Raw genomic sequence first — 20521 nt, forward strand, 5'->3', positions numbered from 1 at the left:
ACGTCGACGCCGTGAGGCCACATCAAGAAACGACACGCCAGGGCCAGACCGGACAACGCACCGTCAGGCAGCGCGCCGGGCGACATCCACGCCGCCCACCCCATCGACCGTCACACCGCGTGATCCCCAGATCCGGCATTCGAATCCAAATCCAAATCCGCATCGAAATCGGAATCCGAATCGGCATCCGTCGCGCGATCCGACGCGTGTGCCGGATCCGTGCCGAGGTCGTCCGAACCCGTTTCCGAGTCTGCCTCAGATCGCCGCGCAGCATCGGCAGCCGGGTCCGAAACATCCGCCCTTGCGCCACCCGAGATCGGCTGCGACCAATCCGGCGGACGTCCCGTGTGCCGGAAACGCACGTCTTCCTCGGTTGGCGCAACAGGCGCGTCGAGGTCGCGGGCCACCACGGCTTCCGTGATCGCCATGCGCAGGGCGTCCAAACCACGCCCTGATTTCGCACTCACGAAAACGCGGGAAATATTACCATATTCGTTTCTTTCAAACAGCTTAACATCGTCCAGTTCAGGAACCGCATCAATCTTGTTCCAGACCAACAATTGCGGCACATCGGCCGCGCCGATTTCCCGCAAAACCTTGTTGACCTCATCGATCTGATCGAGCCGCGCCGCATTGGCCGCGTCGACGACGTGGATCAACAAATCCGACTGCGCCGTTTCCTGCAGCGTGGCACGAAACGCCGCGATCAACGTATGCGGCAGATCGCGGATGAAGCCGACGGTATCGCTAAGCACGATCGTCCCGGCATCACCGAGAAACACACGCCGCGACGTCGTGTCCAGTGTCGCGAACAGTTGGTCGGCGGCATAGGTCTGCGCTTTCGTGATCGCATTGAACAGCGTAGACTTACCCGCATTCGTATAGCCGACCAAGGAAACCGAGAAGGTCTGACTTCGTTCCCGGGCGCGTCGCTGCGTTCCGTGCTGCTTGGCGAGCTTCGCCTGGCGACCTCGCAGATACTTGATCCGCTCTCCCAACAGACGACGGTCGGTTTCGAGCTGCGTTTCACCGGGGCCGCGCAAACCGATACCGCCTTTTTGCCGCTCCAAGTGCGTCCACGCCCGCACCAGGCGGGTGGACAGATACTGTAGCTGAGCAAGTTCGACCTGGACCTTGCCTTCGGCGCTTTTCGCCCGTTGCGCAAAGATATCCAGAATCAGGCTGATTCGATCGACCACCCGCGTCTGGATTGCCTGCTCCAGATTCCGTTGCTGTGCCGGTGACAGCGGATGGTTGAAGATAACCAGATCGACTTCATGGTGGGCAACCAGCAGGCGCAATTCCTCAGCCTTGCCGCTACCAACGAAGAATTTGGGATCGGGGCTTGCCCGTTTTCCTGTCACTGTGACGACAGGGTCGGCGCCGGCACTGGTGGCCAGCATTGCCAGCTCTTCCAGGCTGGCCTGGAAATCGGCTTTGCCGAAGTCCAGATTGACGAGTGCAGCGCGTGTCAACTTATCCGTTCTCTCGCGCGGTAGTCACACGACGTATCGGTCGTTCGAACGTTCAACATGTCTCGAGACTGACGTCGTGCGACATACCGCTATCAGGGATTACTCGGCTGAGCCGGGGGTGGCTTGCGGCGTCGGCAGGTTAACCGGACGGGCAGGCACGACCGTGGAAATCGCGTGTTTGTAGACCATCTGCGTGACAGTATTGCGCAGCAGAAGGACATACTGGTCGAACGATTCGACCTGGCCCTGCAACTTGATGCCGTTGACCAGGTAAATCGACACGGGAACGTGCTCCTTGCGCAGGACGTTCAAAAACGGGTCCTGAAGCAGTTGCCCTTTGTTGTTTTGACTCATAGCAGACTCCCTGTTGTTTTCGGGGTTTAAATTCAATGGTGGAGCGGGCGTTAGAAGTTCGACCAGAGGAAGCAGGACGACCCGTCTCCATCACTATATCCGATTTTACCGGGCCTTCCGGCAGCAAGGGCGGGACGAAAGACGGGTTTCATCCTCACCAAAACGTGCCGTTTTCGATGCCAATCCCGGCAAAAATCGAGTATTCCGTTCACAAGACGCGATGTGCCGCGAAGGCCCCGGAAAGGGTGGCATCCGCCTGTCGATACGATCGGAGCGCCACCACCGAGCGGCACGCATCCGGCGTCGAGGAGCCGGCAAACCCGGCCCCTGCACGACACCATGTGGCGGCGTTTAGTCTTTATTCAAGAACGGGTTGTCGGTCGAGCGGAACTCGATGCGCAGCGGCGTGCCCACCAGCTTGAAGGTATCGCGGAAACGACCCTCCAGATAGCGCCGATACGAGTCCGTGATGGCATCGAGTGCATTGCCGTGCACCACGATGATCGGCGGGTTCTGGCCGCCCTGGTGTGCATAACGCAGTTTCGGACGGGTCGCCCCCTTGCGACGGGGCTGCTGGTGCTCGACCGCCTCGATCAATGCGCGTGTCAGCTTCGGTGTCGGCAGCTTGGCCATTGCCGCGGCATACGCTTCATCCACCGCATGCATCATCGCACCGATGCCGGTCTTTTCCGTGGCGGAGATATAGAAATGGCGCGCGAAGCCGAGGAAGCGCAGTTTGCGCTCCAGATCGCCTTTCGCTTTCTCACGAATGTACTCGTCGAGCCCATCCCACTTGTTGACGCCGACGACCAGGGCACGGCCCTGCTCGACGATGAAACCGGCGATATGCGCATCTTGTTCGCTGATTTCCTGACGCGCATCGAGCAGCAGGATCACGACATTCGCATCGGAAACGGCCTGCAGCGTTTTGATGACCGAAAATTTCTCGATGGCCTCGAACACCTTGCCGCGCTTGCGAATCCCGGCCGTATCGATCAGCGTATAGGGTTTGCCCTTGCGCTCGAAATCGATATAGATCGAATCGCGCGTGGTTCCCGGCATATCGAAGGCAATGACGCGCTCTTCGCCCAGCAGCGTGTTCACCAAGGTGGACTTGCCGACGTTCGGACGACCGACGATCGCAATCTTCGTCCCCCGCTCCGCCTGCTCGTCTTCCTCGGTCGCGCGGCCGGCGTAAGCAACATCCAGCGCTTCCTCGATCAGCTCGTTGACACCGTCACCATGCGCCGACGATATCGCACGCGGATCGCCGAGACCGAGTTCGTAGAACTCGGTCGCCACCGCCGAGTAGCGCATGCCCTCGGCCTTGTTGACGACCAGCAGCACCGGACGACCGGTCTTGCGCAAATAGGTCGCGATGGCCGCATCCTGCGGCGCCAGACCCAGACGGCCATCGACGATGAAGACGATGACGTCGGATTCTTCGACCGCCTGCTTGGTCTGACGGGCCATCTGATAAAGGATGCCCTCTTTCGCGACCGGCTCGAAGCCGCCCGTGTCGACGACCAGGTAAGGCCGCGTTCCTTCACGCGTGCCGGCGCGCCCTTCACCATAGTGACGGTCACGGGTCAGGCCCGGTAAATCGGCCACCAACGCGTCGCGCGAACGGGTCAATCGATTGAACAGCGTCGACTTGCCCACATTAGGGCGGCCAACGAGCGTGATTACGGGTTTCATTATCTACTCTCAAAACGCCAACGGCCGTCGCGCCGCCGGAGGGCGGCCAGCGGCCGTTGACACGACGCATCCGGAGGCACCGCATGACGCCCTATGCGCCGTGCGAGCATCGCGGATGCGCTGCTGCTTGTCTGTACTGCGTGTGCTGCGCTTGCTCGCTATGCTGTCGATCGACGATCGAACCGACCGCCTTATTGGGGCTGGAAGGCGTACAGATCGCCGCTGGACGTTTGCACGATCAACGAATCACCGGATACCACGGCCGGTGCCGTGATCGGATCGCCATCGGTCTTCATACGCGCCACAAACTGCCCATTGTCGGTCGACAAAAAGTGCACGAAGCCCTTGTAGTCGCCAACCACCACGGCATGCCCCAACAGCACCGGACGGCTCAAATCACGGGCGCGCAGTTCCTTGTTTTCCCACAACAACCGGCCGGTGTTGGCGTCGAATGCGCTGACGACCGAATAATCGTCGCCGGCCACCACCATTTGCGCATCTTCGGCAACGCCGTTATACGTCGAGAACGGGTGCTGCCAAACCGGCTGGCCATTTTCAACATCGAAGCAGCCGAGACGGCCCTGGAAGCTGCCGGCACAGGCCAGGCGCCCCACCAGTTCCGGCGCACCGGAAACGTCGTTGATACGCTCGACTTCGGTCACGCCTTGCGGGTAGGACACGGCCGATTGCCAGAACGGATCACCGTTATCGATATTCACCGCCGCCATCGAACCGCCCGGGAAACCGGCCAAGATGCCGTTCGCGCCGGCGAAACGCATGCCCAGCGTCGTGCGCAGGTTTAGCGGCACGGCGCGATTGCGGTAGACCCACTTCTGTTCGCCGGTCAGCGCGTCGAACGCGGTGATACGGCCGTCGGCGGTCCGGACCAGCACCAGATTGTGCCCGATCAACGGCGCCGTCAGGATTTCGCCGCCGACGTTGCCGCTCCACAGCCGCTTACCCTCGCCATCCAGCACGATCACATAGCCGTCCTGCGCACCGACGGCCAACAACGAGCCGTCCTCTGCAACGCCGACACCTGCCGTCAGGTCTTCCTTGACCTTCGTATGCCACACACTGCGGCCGCTGGTCGCATCGAATTTGGCGATCGAGCCATTGGCGCCCGCGGCGTAAATAAAGCCGCTACTGATCGCCGGCTGGAACAAAAAGCCCTTCGACTTGCCGACGCTCGCCTTCCAGGCCTGCTTGACCTCCAACGCCGGTTTGAATTGCGTCAGCGGCGTCGGCACGCGACGCGGGTCCTTGGTCGACGAACACGCGGCCAGGATGGCGACAGTCATTGCCATCAGCGTCGTGCGAACGATCGCGGAACCGGCGCGCCGGGTCGTAACAGTCTTCAGGTGCAGCATTATCGATTGGGCTCCGCGAAAAAATCTTATTGTGCCGTGAAGTGGGGGCCGAGCAGCCCTCTGACGGCAATGAATCGTTCAGGCAGCGCCTGCAAACGGTCACCGCTTATTACAAGGACGGCACAAACCGATGCCATCCCTGCTTGCAACGGCAATGTCGGACCATCGCCTCACCCGCAGACGATCGGTTCGACGCGACACCGCGCAAGCGCCCGCCGCGTTCAACCGCCCAGCGCATCCAGCTTCAACTGCACGATCTGGCGCGACGACGCATCGTCGGACGCCAATTGCTTCAACGCATCGCGATACGCCGCACGCGCGTCGTCGCGTTTGCCTGCCGCAGCAAGCAGATCGCCACGCCGGTCCGCGCGCAAGGCAGCAAAGCCATCGCTATCCTTGCCCGACAGCAAAGCCAGACCTGCGTCATAGGCCTTCTGGTCGAGCAGGACGCCGGCCAAACGCACCCGCGCGATCTGTTGATAGCTACTGTCGCTGCCGTGATCGATGACCCATTGCAACTCGGCCTTCGCACCGTCCATGTCCTTCGCACGGTACAGTACCGCCGCCGCGCCCAATGCCGTCATCTGCGCGTACGGCGTACGGCCGAACGACGACGTCATATCGGATGCGATGCGGCGCACACGGACCGCATCACCGGCACCCTGATTTGCCGACGCGGCCTGCTGGAACTGCTCGTACAGCGCAGCTGCTTCGCCCGTCTGGCGCCGCTGCCAGTAATGCCAGCCACTCCAGGCCGCCAAGGCCACCAGGACTGCCAGCAGTACCCAGGTGATCAGGTTGCCCCAGTTCGTCCACCACGCCTTCAAATTATCGAGCGTCTCTTGTTCGTCGTGATAGCTCATCGCCTGCCAATTACGTGCTTATTAAAATAATGTCGAACGTCCATTCGACCTCGCGTTCGGAACCCCCGCAGCACGCTTGCCGGTCATCGCGTCGGATGATCGGCAAGCGCACCCGCGAGGTTAGTCCGCGCTGCGCGTGATTCGTTCAATCAGATGTTCGGCCAACGCATCGAACGCCACCGTCTGCTGTGCCTGCTCGTCGCCCGCCGCAGCGCGCAACGCCTTCACACTGACGGTTTCGTTCGCCACTTCGTCTTCACCGAAAATGACGGCATACGCCGCGCCGCTCGCATCGGCGCGCTTCATCTGCGACTTGAAACTGCTGCTGGCGCCGTCGGGACTGCAATGCAGCACGACATCGAAACCCGCATCACGCAGCCGTTCGGCGGCGATAAAGGCCTTGATACGCGCCGCGTCGCCTTGGTGCAGCACATACGCGTCGCACGCCGTCGGCTCCGGACCGAGGTCCGACGCCTTCAACAATTCCAGAATCCGCTCGACGCCCATCGCCCAGCCGCAGCTCGGCGCCGGCTTGCCGCCCAGTTGCTCGACCAGCGGGTCATAGCGCCCGCCGCCCGCCACCGTGCCTTGCGAGCCCAACTGGTCGGTGATCCATTCGAACACCGTCAGATTGTAATAGTCGAGACCCCGCACCAGACGCGGATTGATCTTGAATGGGATATTGTTTTCCAGCAGCAGCCGCTGCACGCCCTCGAAATGCTTCAGCGACGCTTCGCCGAGATAGTCGATCAGCTTGGGCGCCGCATCGACGATCGCCTGCATCGCCGGATTCTTCGTATCGAGCACGCGAAGCGGGTTCGAATACAGACGGCGCTTGCCGTCTTCATCGAGCTGGTCTTGATGCTTTTCGAGATAGGCGATCAGATCCGCGCGATGACGCGCACGCTCGTCCGCCTGTCCCAACGAATTCAATTCGAGTCGAATACCGGTCAGCCCGAGGTCATCCCACAGGCGCTGACACATCATGATGATCTCGGCATCGGCATCCGGACCGGCAAAGCCGAGTGCTTCCACGCCCACCTGATGGAACTGCCGATAACGGCCACGCTGCGGACGTTCATGACGGAACATCGGACCGATGTACCACAGCCGCTTCGGGCCGTCGTACAAGAGATTATGTTCGATCGAGGCACGCACCACCGCCGCGGTATTTTCCGGACGCAACGTCAGCTTTTCACCGTTCAACGCGTCGGTGAAGCTATACATCTCCTTCTCGACGATATCGGTCACTTCGCCGATACCGCGCGTGAACAGCTGCGTGTGCTCGACGATCGGCGTACGAATATTCTGATATCCATACGATTTCAGCATCGACTGCACCGTCGATTCGAAAAATGCCCATAACGGCGCATCCGCCGGCAAGAGGTCATTCATCCCCTTGACGCCGGTCAACTTGTCCAACTTATTCTTCTGCTCTGCCATATCTTATTCTGTTCAGACGGTTGCGTCGGTCGCGGCGGCCTTGGCGGCGGCATTCGCACCGTCAGCGTTAGCGCCATATTTCCGCGCTACGTATTCATCGACGATGATCTGGAACTCTTCGGCAATCCGATCCCCACGCAGCGTCTTGACCTTTTCGCCATCGATGAAGACCGGTGCGGCGGGCGATTCCCCCGAACCCGGCAAGCTGATGCCGATGTTCGCGTGCTTCGATTCGCCCGGACCATTGACGATACAGCCCATCACCGCGACCTGCATCTTCTCGACGCCCGGATAGGCCTCGCGCCAATTCGGCATTTGCACCCGCAGATAGGTCTGGATCTTCGACGCCAGCTCCTGGAACACGGTACTGGTCGTGCGTCCGCAACCCGGGCAAGCGATCACCATCGGCGTGAACGACCGCAGACCCATCGTCTGCAGGATTTCCTGGGCAACGACGACTTCGCCGGTCCGCGCGCCGCCCGGCTCCGGCGTCAAGGACACGCGAATCGTGTCGCCGATACCTTGCTGCAACAGCACCGCGAGCGCCGCCGACGAGGCGACGATCCCCTTCGAACCCATGCCGGCCTCGGTCAGACCGAGGTGCAGCGCGTAGTCGCAACGCCGCGCCAGCTCGCTGTAGACGGCGATCAGATCCTGCACATCGCTGACCTTGCAGGACAGGATGATGCGGTCACGACCTAGACCGACATCCTCGGCGCCTTGCGCCGAACTCAGGGCCGAAGCGATCATCGCCTCGTACATCACCTTCTTCGCATCCCACGGTTCGGCTCGCCGACCGTTTTCGTCCATCATCCGCGCCAGCAGATCCTGGTCGAGACTCCCCCAGTTGACACCGATCCGAACCGGCTTGTCGTACTTGCAAGCCACTTCGATCATCTGCGCGAACTGGGTGTCGCGCTTGGCGCCATGTCCGACGTTACCGGGATTGATGCGGTATTTGGACAGCGCTTCCGCGCAATCCGGATATTTCGTCAACAGCAGATGGCCGTTGTAATGGAAATCGCCGACCAACGGCACGTCGATGCCCATTTTGTCGAGCTGCTCGCGGACATACGGTACAGCCTGCGCGGCTTCCGGCGTATTGACGGTGATGCGGACCAGTTCGGACCCGGCTTGGGCCAGTTCCTTGACCTGGATCGCCGTGCCGATGGCATCGACGGTGTCCGTATTCGTCATCGATTGCACGCGCACCGGCGCCGCACCACCGATCGTGACCAGGCGACCGGCCCAACGAACGTCAACCGCTACCGATTGACGGCGCGGCGCCGGGCCAGCGAACTCTCTTTGTTGATCGATCTGCATGTCTATAGGACCTTCGTCCGAAAATGTCATCGCGCACCCGACCGCGGGAGCCTCGCGTCACCGGCCCCATACATCGGATGCAGCTTATCTTGTACGCCGCCATTCACCGCCGGCGACGGCAAGCGAGGGCAGCAACTGCGCGACACCCGCGCGGCGGCGCATCTGCGCCGCGGAGTGCATTATCGCAGCGTCAGCCGCGCAACGTTATGCCCTGCTTTCGCGTAAGGGGACAGGTCCACCGTCTGACCGTCCTGCGTTATCGCGCTGATCCCGCCAATATTGCCGATCACCAGACGGAAAGGACGGACACCGGCCGTCTGTTGCGTCTGCCCGGCACGCACAATGCCCGAAAACACCGTGTGACCGTCCGCCTGCGACACACTGACCCAGCTGTCATGCGACGCGCTCAAGGTCAACGGCACCGCCCCTGCGGGCAGCGGCGCGGTCGTGGCCGATGCCGTCTTGCCGACCGCCGCCGGTGCGGTAGCGCTCGGTGCCGACACGGCGGCCAGCGTCGCCGCCGCGGCAGAGCCGGTCTCGGACGCTGCCGCAGCCAATGCATTCGACGGCGCAGCCAAAGCGGAGGTGACGTTCGCCGTCGCGCCGGCTCCGGTGGCCCCGTTATCCGATCCGGAAGACGCATCGCCCGACGTCGCGCCACTCACCGGCGGCAGCGACGACACGACCGCACCGGATGCCTGCGCCACACCGCCGACATCCGGCTGGCTCGCGGCATTCGGATTGGCCATCGCCAGATCCGACTTGGCATCGCCACGGACCTTCTGCAACCAGCCATTCGGCTCGTTGCCGGCGCGCCAGACAACCAGCAACACCAACACGACGAATGCCGCGAGGCCGCCCCAGATCCAGGAGCGGCGATCGGAGCGGCGCGTGCTCCAGCTCAGCGGCACATTGGCCCGGCGCATGCTGGGTGGCCGCGCCGACGATTGCGGCAGCGACGATAAATCGCTGGTCGGCGTCTGCACGCCGCGCAACGCGTCCGCCAGCGGGCCCGGGTCGATACCCAGCACCTTGGCATAGCTTCGGGTCAAACCCACGGAAAACGCCGCATCATGGAGCGCGCCCAGATTGCCGCGCTCCAGCGCTTCGACCTTGGACGCCGCCACCTTCAATCGGGATGCCATTTCGTCGATGGATCGACCCTTGGCGACGCGGGCAGCGGCGAGTCGCTCGCCAACGGCTGCAGCGGCATTCGCCGCCGCGCTACCGTTTGCTGTGCTCGCGGGTGCCGCATCGCGGGCGCCAACGGCGCCGGTGCTTGGCACGATGCCATCGTCTCTGTTCATATCCATCCGCAAATCCTGCATCCAAGAGTTCCGAATCCCTGCTGCCGTCCACTTGAAACGCGGCCAAGCCATCGCTTCACCCGTCGCGCGCTTCCTGCCGCCCTACAGCCGCCTCACTGCTGGATCACCGCCACGCCCTCGCCCGGACCTCGCTACGCAGCGGCAACCCTGCGAACCGCATCATACCGGATGCGCAGGCATCGTCGGTAACGACGCTGCGCCGACGGCCTGAATCGGCACGATGCGGCCCATGCGCTGCGCCAGGCGCGTACGGTCCTGCACCTCGCCCGCCAACTGCCCGCAGGCGGCATCGATATCGTCGCCACGCGTCTTGCGCACCGTGGTGATCACACCCGCCTCGATCAGAATGTCGGCAAACCGCTTGATACGCTCGTTACGCGAGCGCTTCAAACCCGAATCCGGGAACGGATTGAACGGGATAAGATTGAATTTGCACGGCACGTCGCGCGTCAAGGCAATCAGTTCCCGCGCATGCATCGGCGAGTCGTTGACGTTATCGAGCATGCAATATTCGAAGGTGATGAATTCCCGCGGCGCGACCTTCAGGTAGCGCTGGCATGCAGCCATCAGCTCACGCAGCGGATGCTTGCGATTCAGCGGAATCAGGTCGTCCCGCAGCGCATCGTTCGGCGCATGCAAGGACACGGCCAATGCCACCGGCAATTCGGCGGCCAGCCGGTCGATCATCGGCACCACGCCCGACGTGGATAACGTCACCCGTCGGCGCGACAAGCCATAGGCATTGTCGTCGAGCATCAGACGCATGGCGGTGACCACCGGCTCGAAATTCAGCAGCGGCTCACCCATGCCCATCATGACGACATTCGTCACCGCGCGCGCATCGGCCGGCTCGTCCGGCAGCGCCAGACCCTGCGCGGCGGCCTCGGCACGTGCCTGCGCCCGTGCATGCCGGACGGCGAATTCGGCCATCCAGAGCTGCCCGATAATCTCGCCGGCACTCAGATTGCGATTGAAACCCTGCTTCCCGGTCGAGCAGAAACGGCAGTTGACCGCACAGCCCGCCTGCGAGGAAATGCACAGCGTGCCGCGCGACGTCTCGGGAATGTACACGGTTTCGACCGCATTGCCCGCGCCGACGTCGAGCAGCCATTTGCGCGTGCCGTCGACCGAAATGTGGTCCTTCATCACGGAAGGTACCGCGATCGTCGCGCGCGAAGCCAATTTGGCGCGCAGCGACTTCGCGAGATCGGTCATTCTTTCGAAATCCGATTCACCGCCCTGGTGGATCCAGCGCTGCAGCTGCTTCGCGCGAAACGCTTTTTCACCGAGCGAATCGCAGTAGGCAACCAAGCCTGCCGCGTCGAAATCGAGGAGATTCACTGGCGCTTGCGCGCCGCGTTGTTCAGTCATTGAGGACACCTGCACGGGGAACGATGCATCCCGCATCGATACGCGCGCGGAACGCTTACGTGTTGCTGGCGACAGGCATCGTGCCGTCGCGAAAAAGGTGCTGCCGGAAGTCGCGCTGCCGATACGGCGCATCGACGATCCGTTCAAGCCGGAAAAAACACACAAACCGCAGCCGCGGCAAACCACCCCATTCCCCTAGATCAATCGAAAGCGGGATGTCAAAAAAACGTACGGCGCAGAGTCACCCCTGCGCCCATGCCACTTGCCGCATGCCCACAAGCTCGCGCCCCGGTCACACGGCGCGCCGCACGGGCCTCGGGAGCAAGATGCACTCCGCTCCGCCCGGCGACGCCCGATCCATCAACGCGAGTAGATGTTGATTGCCGGGAAGAAGAATGCGATTTCGTTAGCCGCCGTTTCAGCAGCGTCCGAACCGTGCACGGCGTTCGCATCGATGCTGTCGGCGAAGTCGGCGCGGATCGTGCCTGCTTCCGCCTTCTTCGGATCCGTCGCGCCCATCAGGTCACGATGCTTCAGGATGGCGTTTTCGCCTTCCAGCACTTGGATCACAACCGGACCCGAGATCATGAACTTGACCAGGTCGCCGAAGAACGGACGTGCGCTGTGCACGGCGTAGAACTTTTCCGCATCCGCTTGCGACAATTGCGCCAGGCGCGATGCAACGATCTTCAGACCGGCATTTTCGAAGCGGCTGTAGATCTGTCCGATCACATTCTTCGCCACCGCGTCCGGCTTGATAATGGACAGAGTACGCTCGATAGCCATGAAAACTCCACGAAATGAATAGGTTAGGTACAAAAATGAATCGCGTAGTATAGCATGAGCAAGTATGAAAAAGCGACTTTTGCGCGAATCCTTTCAATGCTGTAATATTTGGTAGAAATGTTGACCTCCCGACTATGCACGCACAAGGATTCGTGATGTTAGGATGGCGGTGAATAGCCCCCTGTACGCGCGTATTCCACGCCGGCTCGGGTTTGCACGTTATGCCGGGGTGTGCACTGCATCCGGCGCAAGGAGAAGGGAATGAGCGATTTCCGAAATTACGATTTCGGTCGCGGCGGCTCGGTTAGCACCGTCGCCGTCCGTAACCGTGTGCTGCGCAATGTTTACTGGCTGCTGGCGCTGTCGATGATCCCGACCGTGTTCGGCGCCTGGCTGGGCCTGGTCACCGGCTTCACGGCGTTCTCGGCCGCCAGCCCGGGCGTGACGCTGATCCTGTTCTTTGCTGTCGCCTTCGGCCTGATGTATCTGATCGAGCGCAATAAGGACAGCGGCGTCGGTGTCGCGCTGCTGCTGGTCTTCACGCTGTTCATGGGCGTGATGCTGTCACGGATCATCGGCATGGTGCTCGGGCTCGCCAACGGCGCGTCCTTGATCATGTTGGCCTTTGGCGGCACCGGCGTCGTGTTCGCCGCCATGGCGACGATCGCGACGGTGTCGAAGCGCGACTTCAGCAAGATGGCAAGTTGGCTGATGATGGGCGTATTCGTCATCATCATCGCGTCGCTGGCCAATATCTGGCTGCAGTTGCCGGCGCTGGTATTGACGGTGTCGGTGTTAGCGCTTGTGATCTTCTCGGCCTTCCTGCTGGTGGATGTGCAACGCGTGGTGAACGGCGGCGAGACGAACTATGTCACGGCAACGCTGGCGATCTATCTGGATCTCTACAATATCTTCACGAGCTTGCTGAGCATCCTCAGCATTTTCGGCGGCGGTAGCAATCGGAACTGATCGTGCAACCGGGTTCGCCCGGTTGCCGCAATTGCGGACCCGACAGCGTAGTCGCGCAAGCATAAACGCGCGAACAGATCAAAGCCCGGTACCCGCTACACGATAAAAAGGCCGACTCGTCCTACGAGTCGGCCTTTTTTATTGCCCCAGGCACGCTGTCGGGTTGCGACTTACGACGGGTCGCGCTCGAATACCGCGATCGATTCGACGTGCGACGTGTGCGGGAACATATTGACGACCCCCGCCCCACGCAGTCGATAGCCCGCCTCATGCACCAGCAAGCCCGCATCGCGCGCCAGCGTGGCCGGATTGCAGGACACGTAGACGATGCGTGACGGCAGCAGATGGGTTTCGCCGGCAGCCGCCAGGTCGGCCAGCGTGCGCGCCACGGCCAGGGCGCCTTCGCGCGGCGGATCGATCAAGGCCTTGTCGAAGGCGCCTAAAGCGCGCCAATCGTCGGGCGTGATTTCGAACAGATTGCGGCAGGCAAACGTCGTGTGTGCATCGACGCCGTTCAGCCGTGCGTTATCGAGCGCCCGCGCCGTCAGCACGTCGCTACCTTCAATGCCATGGACCTCGCGCGCCAGCCGGGCCAAGGGCAGTGTGAAGTTGCCGAGGCCACAGAACAGATCGATCACCCGGTCCGTCGGCGCGGGCGCCAGCAGACGGAGCGCCCGGGACACCAACACGCGATTGATCGCATGATTGACCTGCGTGAAATCGGTCGGTCGGAACGGCATCCGAATATTGAACTCCGGCAACACGTAGTCGAGACCGGTCGCATCGATATCGCTGGCCGGATAGAACGGCACGACGGTGTCGGGACCCTTCGGCTGCAGCCAGAACTGAACGCCATGCTCGTCGGCAAATGCCCGCACGGCGGCTTCGTCGTCGGCCGTCATCGGCTCAAGCACCCGCAGCACGAGCGCGATGACCGTTGCGCCCATCGCCAATTCGATCTGCGGCATTCTGTCGCGAATCGACAGCGAGCCGACCAGATGACGCAGCGGCACCAACATCGCCGAGATCACCGGCGGCAAGACCTCGCAGTGGGTCATGTCGGCGACATAGCTGCTCTTGCGCTCATGAAATCCGACCAGCACGCCGCCCTTCTTCTCGACATTGCGCACCGTCAAGCGCGCGCGATAGCGATAGCCCCAGCCCGGGCCGTGAATCGGCCGCATGACCGTTTCCGGCTTCAGCTTCGACAGATGCTGGAGATTGTCCTCCAACACACGCTGCTTGACCGCCACTTGCGCGCGCAGATCCAGATGTTGCATCGAACACCCGCCGCAAATGCCGAAATAAGTGCATTGCGGCGTCGTACGCAGCACGCTCGGACGCAGCACCTTCGTCAGCGTGGCTTGCTCGAAAGACGGCTTTTTCCGATAACTCGAATAAATCACGCGCTCGCCAGGCAAGGCGCCCTCGACGAACACGACCTTGCCGGGCGTCCCGTCTTCCTCGACCAGACGGCCGACGCCGCGCGCCTCCATATCGAGCGAGTCGATGTCGATGATCGTGTCCAGCGCGCCGGGAATACGCGATGCATCCGTTTGCATATTCCGTTCGCGACGGTTACGACGCGACTTCACCGGCTTGACCGAAGGCGCATGCGCGGCACTGACCGGCGAGACCTGGGCGGCGACGGCCGACGGCGGTTCGCTACGTGCCCCGGCATGGTGCGCCGCGGACGCGGGGACGGCGGCGGGCGTTTTCGGCAAGTCGGAGTGGGATTCGGACACGGCAATTCTCGCTTGCACGCGCAGCACCACGGCGCGACGGTTCCAACGACGGAAGCGCGCCAAACGCGGCGATGCACGGCAGTGTGGGGAAAAGGCGAGATTGTAAGCGAATGCGGGACGCAGGGGCAGCCTCTGTGCCACAAACACCACCGCGTCCGCCTGCGTCGGGACGCAAACCGTCTCAGGCAAAGCCCGCCAGATATTCTGCCCAATGCGCTTCCGGGCGTTCGGCCAGCGCCTGCTTCACCAGTTGGATCTCGTCCTGGTACTCGAGCGTCGACAACTCACCGCGCATCAACTGGAAGCGGCAATACATCAGATAGGTATTGACCACGTCGGTTTCGCAGTAATGGCGGATAGCCTCGATCTGCCCTGCGCGATACGCCGGCCAGACCTGCGACCCATCCATCCCCATCTTGCCGGGAAAGCCGCAAAGCTTGGCCAATGCGTCCAAAGGCGCGCTCGCGCGGGGCTGATAGGCAGCTAGCACATCCATCAGATCAGTATGCCGAAAGTGGTAGCGACTGATGTAGTTGTTCCACTTCGCATCGCGATCGATGCCCCCCATGTCCCAATAACGCTGCGCGGTGATGCCATGAATCAGCGCTCGATAGTGCAGGACCGGCAGATCGAAACCGCTCCCGTTCCACGACACGAGAACCGGACCATACCGCTCGATCATGTCGAAAAACGCCGCGATCAGCACGGGCTCGGGATCGTCCGGCTGACCGAGCGAGCGCACTACAAAGCCTTTGCTGCCGCGCAGCACGCAGGAAATGGCCACGATCCGCTGCAGATGATGCGGCAGAAAGTCCGATCCCGTCTTACCCCGACGGGCGTCGAAGGCGCGCTGGGCCACTGCATCGTCGTCCAGCGTCGCGAGCGGTGCCGCGAATGCGGCCGCATCCCCATCGGTGTCGGTGTCAGTTTCGCTGTCGAACAGCGCGGGCGCATCGTCCCCGTCAGTCCCCTTCGTCGGCGCGGGGCGACTGGCCGCAAGCGCCGCGGCACCGGCGGGACCGCTCTCACCCAGGGCCCGCAAACCGGCCACATCGGGGACCGTCTCGATATCGAATACTAAAATGGCATTCACAACACAGAATCCTTGCCCACGCCGTTCGACGCGAGATAGCGCTTCAGCCGCACCAGCGCCTCTTGCTGAATCTGACGCACGCGCTCCCGCGTGAGATGCAGTTCTTCAGCCAATTGCTCCAATGTTGCCGGTTCGAGATTATTCAGGCCGAAACGGCGTTCCACCACGAGCCGATGCTTATCGGATAAACGCGAAAGCCAGGTCCGCGTCAACACCTCGACCTCCCGATTCTGCACCTCCGTCTCAGGCGCATGCGCCTGATCGTCGGACAGCAGATCGAGCAGACTGCTGCCCGGGTCCAGATCCAGCGGCGCATCGAGCGACGCCGTGTGTTCGTTCAAAGCGAGGATGTCGGCGATTTCGTCAGCGCTCTTGCCGGTCAGGTGCGCGATATCGTCGACGCTGGCCTCGCGCCGCTCGCCGGGGAATTCGGCCCAGGCACTGCGCTCCAGATGCCGCTTCGCACGCAGCACCTGGTTCAATTCGCGGATGACATGGACCGGCAGGCGCACCGTGCGCGCCTGATTCATGATCGCGCGTTCGATGCTTTGCCGAATCCACCAGGTGGCATAGGTGGAAAAGCGAAAGCCCCGCTCGGGATCGAATTTCTCGATCGCATGCATCAAGCCGAGGTTGCCTTCGGCAATCACGTCGAGCAGGGGCAGGCCGCGATTGGAATAGGCCTTCGCAATGCTGACCACCAGGCGAAGATTGTGTTCGATCATCACCTGCCGCGCCTCGAACGTCCCCTCTTTCGCGCGGCGCGAGAAATGCTGTTCCTGCTCGACAGTCAATAGCGGCTTCAGGCTGATCCGATTCAAATAGTGCTGGATCGTATCGGCTGTCAGCTCGGCCTGAAGCAAATTTCGGAATTCGGCGGGATCGCTCTCGGTCGAACCGCTAGCGGAAGCGGCTTGCGTCCCGCCACGGTGCGATCCATCGGCGTCGTCGCCAACGTCAGCGTCTGACGTGTCGCTCAATTCGCCGCCGTCTGCCCCCGTCAAGGCATCGGATGCATCGGACAAATCTGCGTCGTCCGCCTCATCATCGTAGTGAACGGCGCGGCGGCCACGAGAGGTGCTGCTCTCCGCGGCCTGCGGCGTTGCCACCGGGGCCGTTGCGATGCCCGACGGTGTGGATGCCGTAGTCTGCCCCGGCCGAAGTGCGTCGTCCGGTGGACCGTCACGCGACAGCGTCCGTCCCGGGCGCTTGCCCTCGGACGCCGCGCCCTCCTCGACAACCCGACGCTTCGACTTCGGCATAACGCTCCCTTTATCGAGGAGGCAGATACGTCAGTGGATCCACCGGAGTGGAATCTTTACGAACTTCGAAGTGCAGCTCCACGCGGCTGGCTTGCGTATCGCCCATTTCGGCGATCTGCTGGCCCTTCGTCACGACATCGTTGTTCTTGACCAGCAAGGTTCGATTGTGGCCGTAGGCCGTCAGGTAATGATCATCATGTTTGATGATAATCAGATTGCCATATCCGCGCAGCTCGCTCCCGGCGTATAACACCCGTCCGGCAGCCGCCGCGAGAATCGGCGTGCCCGCCGTCCCGCCGATATCGACGCCCTTGCTCTTCACGCCATCGAAGCGTTGCAGGATCGGGTTCGATCCGCCGCCCTGCACCGGCCACATGAAGTCGATCTTGCCGTTCGCGGCCACCGGCGGCACCGGCGCCGCAGCCGACGCGACAGGGGCGGCCGGCAAGGCCGTCACACCCGGCGTCGAGGCCGGACCATACGACGGCGGCGGCACGTTCTGCGCCAGCGTATTGCTCTGGGCGCCACCGGCACCGTTCGCATAGGGCGAAGGATAGCCACCCGCATTGGCCGGCGGCGCGCCGCCGCTTGCGTACGGCGATGCATAAGGCGACGCCGAACCAGCCAGCGGCGCGGTCTGCACCGCGCCACCACCCAACGGCGTCGTCGTCACGCCGCTGCTATCGGGCGTCGAACCCGGCGGCGCCACGCGCAGAACCTGACCGACCTCGATCTGATTCGGGTTGGTCAGATTGTTCCACGTCGCGATATCGCGATAGTTCTGGCCGTTCTTCAGCGCCACGCGATACAGCGTATCGCCCGGCTGCACCTGGTAGAACCCCGGAGGCGGCGGCCCCGGCGGTACATTGGACGCTCCCGCCGTGGGCAGGCCGGGCGCGGTGCCGGTCCGATCGACCACCGGAGCGCTATCCATCCGCGAGGCACAGGCGGCCAGTGCGGACAACGCCACCACGCAAGCGCCACGTTGAAAATGCGTCCACAGGGATCGACCGCTGCCAATCATCAACATACTCATCGGTTTCAGATCACTCCGGATTTCAAAGGAACAAAAAACACCCTGTCGAGTACCGTCTCGCGCCATTGATGGGCACCGATACGCTCGACAAGCGTCAACACCTGGGAGTCTCCTCCGACCGGGGCGATCAATCGTCCACCGATACGAAGTTGCTCCGCCAGCGCGGCCGGGACATCGAGTCCCGCCGCAGCCACGATAATCGCGTCGAAGGGCGCGGAGTCCGGCAGACCCAAACGCCCATCGCCATAATGTAGCCGAATGTTTGGCACGCGCAACGGTCGCAGATTCCTTTTTGCGCGCTCATGCAGCGGTTTGATCCGCTCGATCGAGAACACATCCTGCGCAAGGTGACTCAATATCGCTGCCTGATAGCCACAGCCGGTGCCGACCTCGAGCACCCGCTCAAGATGCGGCCGGCCATGCATTGCCACTTCGATCATGCGCCCGACGACACCCGGTTTCGAGATCGTCTGATGATGCCCGATCGGTAATGCCGCCTCTTCGTACGCCTGCGGCGCGAGCGCGGCATCGACAAACGCATGCCGCGGCACCGCTTGCAACGCGGCCAGCACACCGGGATGACTCACGCCACCGTCGCGCACGCGCTCGACCATCCGCGAACGGACCCGTTCGGACGTCAACGCCAGCGATACCACCGGCGTCTTGCCAGCCGCCTGGGGCGCCGGCGACCGACCGATGCCCGGCGCCCCGGTCGCGCTTCCCGAGCGTGCCGGCATCCCGGGCGGCGGCTTCACAGCCGCCGGCGCGATATAACCGGGCCGCGGCGGCAAGCCCGACGCGGTCGGCAACGGCTTGCCGCCCGGCGTCCCCGCCTGCGCCCGTGACGTGGTCATACCCGTCACCGATGCCGTGGCGCCGGCCAGCGGACGTTGCCGCGACGGCAGATCAGGCCGGGCCGGCGCCTTTGTCAGATCCGACAAGGTCAACGGAAACCGTTTGGGCTGGCCGTCGCGGGATCCGGTCATGGTCTACGCCCAACCCATTCCTGTAACGCCGGCAAGCGTCGGGTATCGGTCAGGTCCAACTGCAACGGCGTCATCGAGACATACCCTTCACGCACGGCGGCAAAATCGGTCCCCTCGCCGGCATCCCGTTGCTCGCCGGAAGGACCGATCCAATAAATCGGCTCGCCGCGTGGACTCGTCTGTCGGATCACCGGCTGCGAGGGATGGCGCTTGCCGAGCCGCGTCACCCGCCATCCCTGCAATGCCGTCGCGGGCAGATTCGGGATATTGACATTCAGCAACGAGGTGGCGGGAAGTGGCGCGTCGCGATGATGTGCAACGATGCGTGCCGCTTCCTGCGCCGCCGCGTCCAGATGCCCCCAACCGTAATCGACCAGCGAGAAAGCGATCGAGGGGATGCCGAACAGAAAGCCCTCGGTCGCCGCGGCCACGGTACCGGAATACAGCGTGTCCTCGCCCATGTTCTGCCCATTGTTGATGCCGGAGACCACCAGGTCGGGGCGCCCATCAAGCAAGCCGGTCAAGGCCACATGCACGCAATCGGTCGGCGTCCCATTGACGTAATGAAAGCCGTTTGCTGCCCGGCCCGCACTGAGCGGTCGCGACAAGGTCAGCGAATTCGATGCCCCACTGCAATTCTGCTCCGGCGCCACGACGTCGACGCGATCGGCCAGCGGCAGCAATGCCTGATACAGCGCCGCCAGGCCGGGCGCAAGGTAACCGTCGTCGTTGCTGAGCAGAATATGCATGAAAAGATTGTAACCGAGGCAGCGCGCCCCGTTGCAGGAACCGCGCGCCGCGAGAGGTGGATCACTTACAACGCGCGCCGGTCATGCATCGCACGCGCGATCGTGCCGGCATCGACATATTCGAGCTCGCCGCCCACCGGCACGCCGCGCGCCAGCCGGGACACCGACAGGCCGCGCGCTTTCAACGCCTGACCGAGGTAATGCGCGGTGGCCTCCCCTTCGTTCGTGAAGTTGGTCGCCAACACGACCTCGCGCACCACGCCATCGTCGGCGCGCTGCAGCAGCTTGTCGAAGTGGATGTCCTTGGGACCAACACCGTCCAAGGGGCTGAGCCGTCCCATCAGCACGAAGTACAGCCCTTTATACGACAAGGTCTGTTCGAGCATGACCTGATCGGCCGGCGTCTCCACCACGCACAGCAAGGCGGCATCACGCTCGTCGTCCAGGCAGGTGGAACAGACGGGTGCTTCGGTGAACGTATTGCAGCGCTCGCAATGGCGCAACGCCCGCGCCGCGCCCGCCAGCGCCTGACTCAGGCGCGCGGCCCCATCGCGATCATGTTGCATCAGATGATAGGCGATACGCTGCGCGCTCTTCGGACCGACACCGGGCAGAATGCGCAGCGCGTCGATCAACGACGACAACGACGATGGCGGTTTGATGGTCGACA

The 20521-nt window shown here is 62.7% G+C and carries 18 protein-coding genes; 1 reads left to right on the top strand and 17 read right to left on the bottom strand.

Annotated features, from left to right (window positions below; translation table 11 throughout):
* Positions 1–110 precede the first annotated feature (110 nt).
* From hflX to ndk, 10 genes are all read right to left on the bottom strand, one after another.
* Positions 111–1475 (bottom strand): GTPase HflX, encoded by a 1365-nt coding sequence (gene hflX / locus ABEG21_RS08865; protein WP_347554300.1) that lies wholly within the window; start codon positions 1473–1475, stop codon positions 111–113.
* Positions 1476–1574: 99 nt separating this feature from the next.
* The gene (gene hfq / locus ABEG21_RS08870) at positions 1575–1829 is read right to left on the bottom strand and encodes an RNA chaperone Hfq (protein ID WP_347554301.1); all 255 of its coding nucleotides are present in this window, start codon (positions 1827–1829) and stop codon (positions 1575–1577) included.
* Positions 1830–2180: 351 nt separating this feature from the next.
* A complete protein-coding gene (der, locus tag ABEG21_RS08875; protein ID WP_347554302.1) occupies positions 2181–3527 on the bottom strand; it encodes a ribosome biogenesis GTPase Der in 1347 nt (448 codons plus the stop codon).
* A 191-nt stretch (positions 3528–3718) separates the two neighbouring features.
* Positions 3719–4834 (bottom strand): outer membrane protein assembly factor BamB, encoded by a 1116-nt coding sequence (gene bamB / locus ABEG21_RS08880; RefSeq protein ID WP_347556690.1) that lies wholly within the window; start codon positions 4832–4834, stop codon positions 3719–3721.
* Between the two features lie 284 nt (positions 4835–5118).
* Positions 5119–5760, bottom strand: a complete 642-nt coding sequence (locus ABEG21_RS08885) for a tetratricopeptide repeat protein (protein WP_347554303.1) — start codon at positions 5758–5760, stop codon at positions 5119–5121.
* A gap of 120 nt (positions 5761–5880) precedes the next feature.
* Positions 5881–7203, bottom strand: a complete 1323-nt coding sequence (gene hisS, locus ABEG21_RS08890) for a histidine--tRNA ligase (RefSeq protein WP_347554304.1) — start codon at positions 7201–7203, stop codon at positions 5881–5883.
* A 12-nt stretch (positions 7204–7215) separates the two neighbouring features.
* Positions 7216–8526 carry a flavodoxin-dependent (E)-4-hydroxy-3-methylbut-2-enyl-diphosphate synthase gene (ispG, locus tag ABEG21_RS08895; RefSeq protein ID WP_347554305.1) on the bottom strand — a complete coding sequence of 437 codons (1311 nt, stop codon included), beginning with the start codon at positions 8524–8526 and terminating at the stop codon, positions 7216–7218.
* A 179-nt stretch (positions 8527–8705) separates the two neighbouring features.
* Positions 8706–9839, bottom strand: coding sequence for a RodZ domain-containing protein (locus ABEG21_RS08900; protein ID WP_347554306.1), 1134 nt, complete (start codon positions 9837–9839; stop codon positions 8706–8708).
* A 174-nt stretch (positions 9840–10013) separates the two neighbouring features.
* Positions 10014–11225 carry a 23S rRNA (adenine(2503)-C(2))-methyltransferase RlmN gene (rlmN, locus tag ABEG21_RS08905; RefSeq protein WP_347554307.1) on the bottom strand — a complete coding sequence of 404 codons (1212 nt, stop codon included), beginning with the start codon at positions 11223–11225 and terminating at the stop codon, positions 10014–10016.
* Between the two features lie 360 nt (positions 11226–11585).
* On the bottom strand, positions 11586–12011 hold the full coding sequence (gene ndk, locus ABEG21_RS08910) for a nucleoside-diphosphate kinase (RefSeq protein WP_347554308.1): 426 nt from the start codon (positions 12009–12011) through the stop codon (positions 11586–11588).
* 261 nt (positions 12012–12272) lie between these two features.
* Between ndk and ABEG21_RS08915 the strand changes: the two genes are divergently transcribed.
* Positions 12273–12980, top strand: coding sequence for a Bax inhibitor-1/YccA family protein (locus tag ABEG21_RS08915; protein ID WP_347554309.1), 708 nt, complete (start codon positions 12273–12275; stop codon positions 12978–12980).
* 170 nt (positions 12981–13150) lie between these two features.
* On the opposite strand, the gene rlmD is transcribed toward ABEG21_RS08915, so the two are convergent.
* The 7 genes from rlmD to recR all read right to left on the bottom strand — a co-directional run bounded on the left by rlmD (position 13151) and on the right by recR (position 20513).
* Positions 13151–14542 carry a 23S rRNA (uracil(1939)-C(5))-methyltransferase RlmD gene (gene rlmD / locus ABEG21_RS08920; protein WP_347556691.1) on the bottom strand — a complete coding sequence of 464 codons (1392 nt, stop codon included), beginning with the start codon at positions 14540–14542 and terminating at the stop codon, positions 13151–13153.
* A gap of 364 nt (positions 14543–14906) precedes the next feature.
* Positions 14907–15668, bottom strand: a complete 762-nt coding sequence (locus ABEG21_RS08925; protein WP_347556692.1) for a 3'-5' exonuclease — start codon at positions 15666–15668, stop codon at positions 14907–14909.
* Positions 15669–15814: 146 nt separating this feature from the next.
* Positions 15815–16843 (bottom strand): RNA polymerase sigma factor RpoS, encoded by a 1029-nt coding sequence (gene rpoS, locus ABEG21_RS08930; protein WP_347556693.1) that lies wholly within the window; start codon positions 16841–16843, stop codon positions 15815–15817.
* A gap of 247 nt (positions 16844–17090) precedes the next feature.
* A complete protein-coding gene (locus ABEG21_RS08935) occupies positions 17091–18116 on the bottom strand; it encodes a peptidoglycan DD-metalloendopeptidase family protein (protein ID WP_347554310.1) in 1026 nt (341 codons plus the stop codon).
* Positions 18117–18121: 5 nt separating this feature from the next.
* Positions 18122–19102, bottom strand: a complete 981-nt coding sequence (locus tag ABEG21_RS08940; RefSeq protein ID WP_347554311.1) for a protein-L-isoaspartate(D-aspartate) O-methyltransferase — start codon at positions 19100–19102, stop codon at positions 18122–18124.
* Complete coding sequence (gene surE / locus ABEG21_RS08945; protein WP_347554312.1) at positions 19099–19851, bottom strand: 5'/3'-nucleotidase SurE; 753 nt, start codon at positions 19849–19851, stop codon at positions 19099–19101. The genes ABEG21_RS08940 and surE overlap by 4 nt, the downstream gene beginning before the upstream one ends.
* Positions 19852–19916: 65 nt before the next feature.
* Positions 19917–20513, bottom strand: coding sequence for a recombination mediator RecR (gene recR, locus ABEG21_RS08950; RefSeq protein ID WP_347556694.1), 597 nt, complete (start codon positions 20511–20513; stop codon positions 19917–19919).
* Positions 20514–20521 lie beyond the last annotated feature (8 nt).

This window comes from Robbsia sp. KACC 23696 (genome assembly GCF_039852015.1).
Classification (GTDB): Bacteria; Pseudomonadota; Gammaproteobacteria; order Burkholderiales; family Burkholderiaceae; genus Robbsia.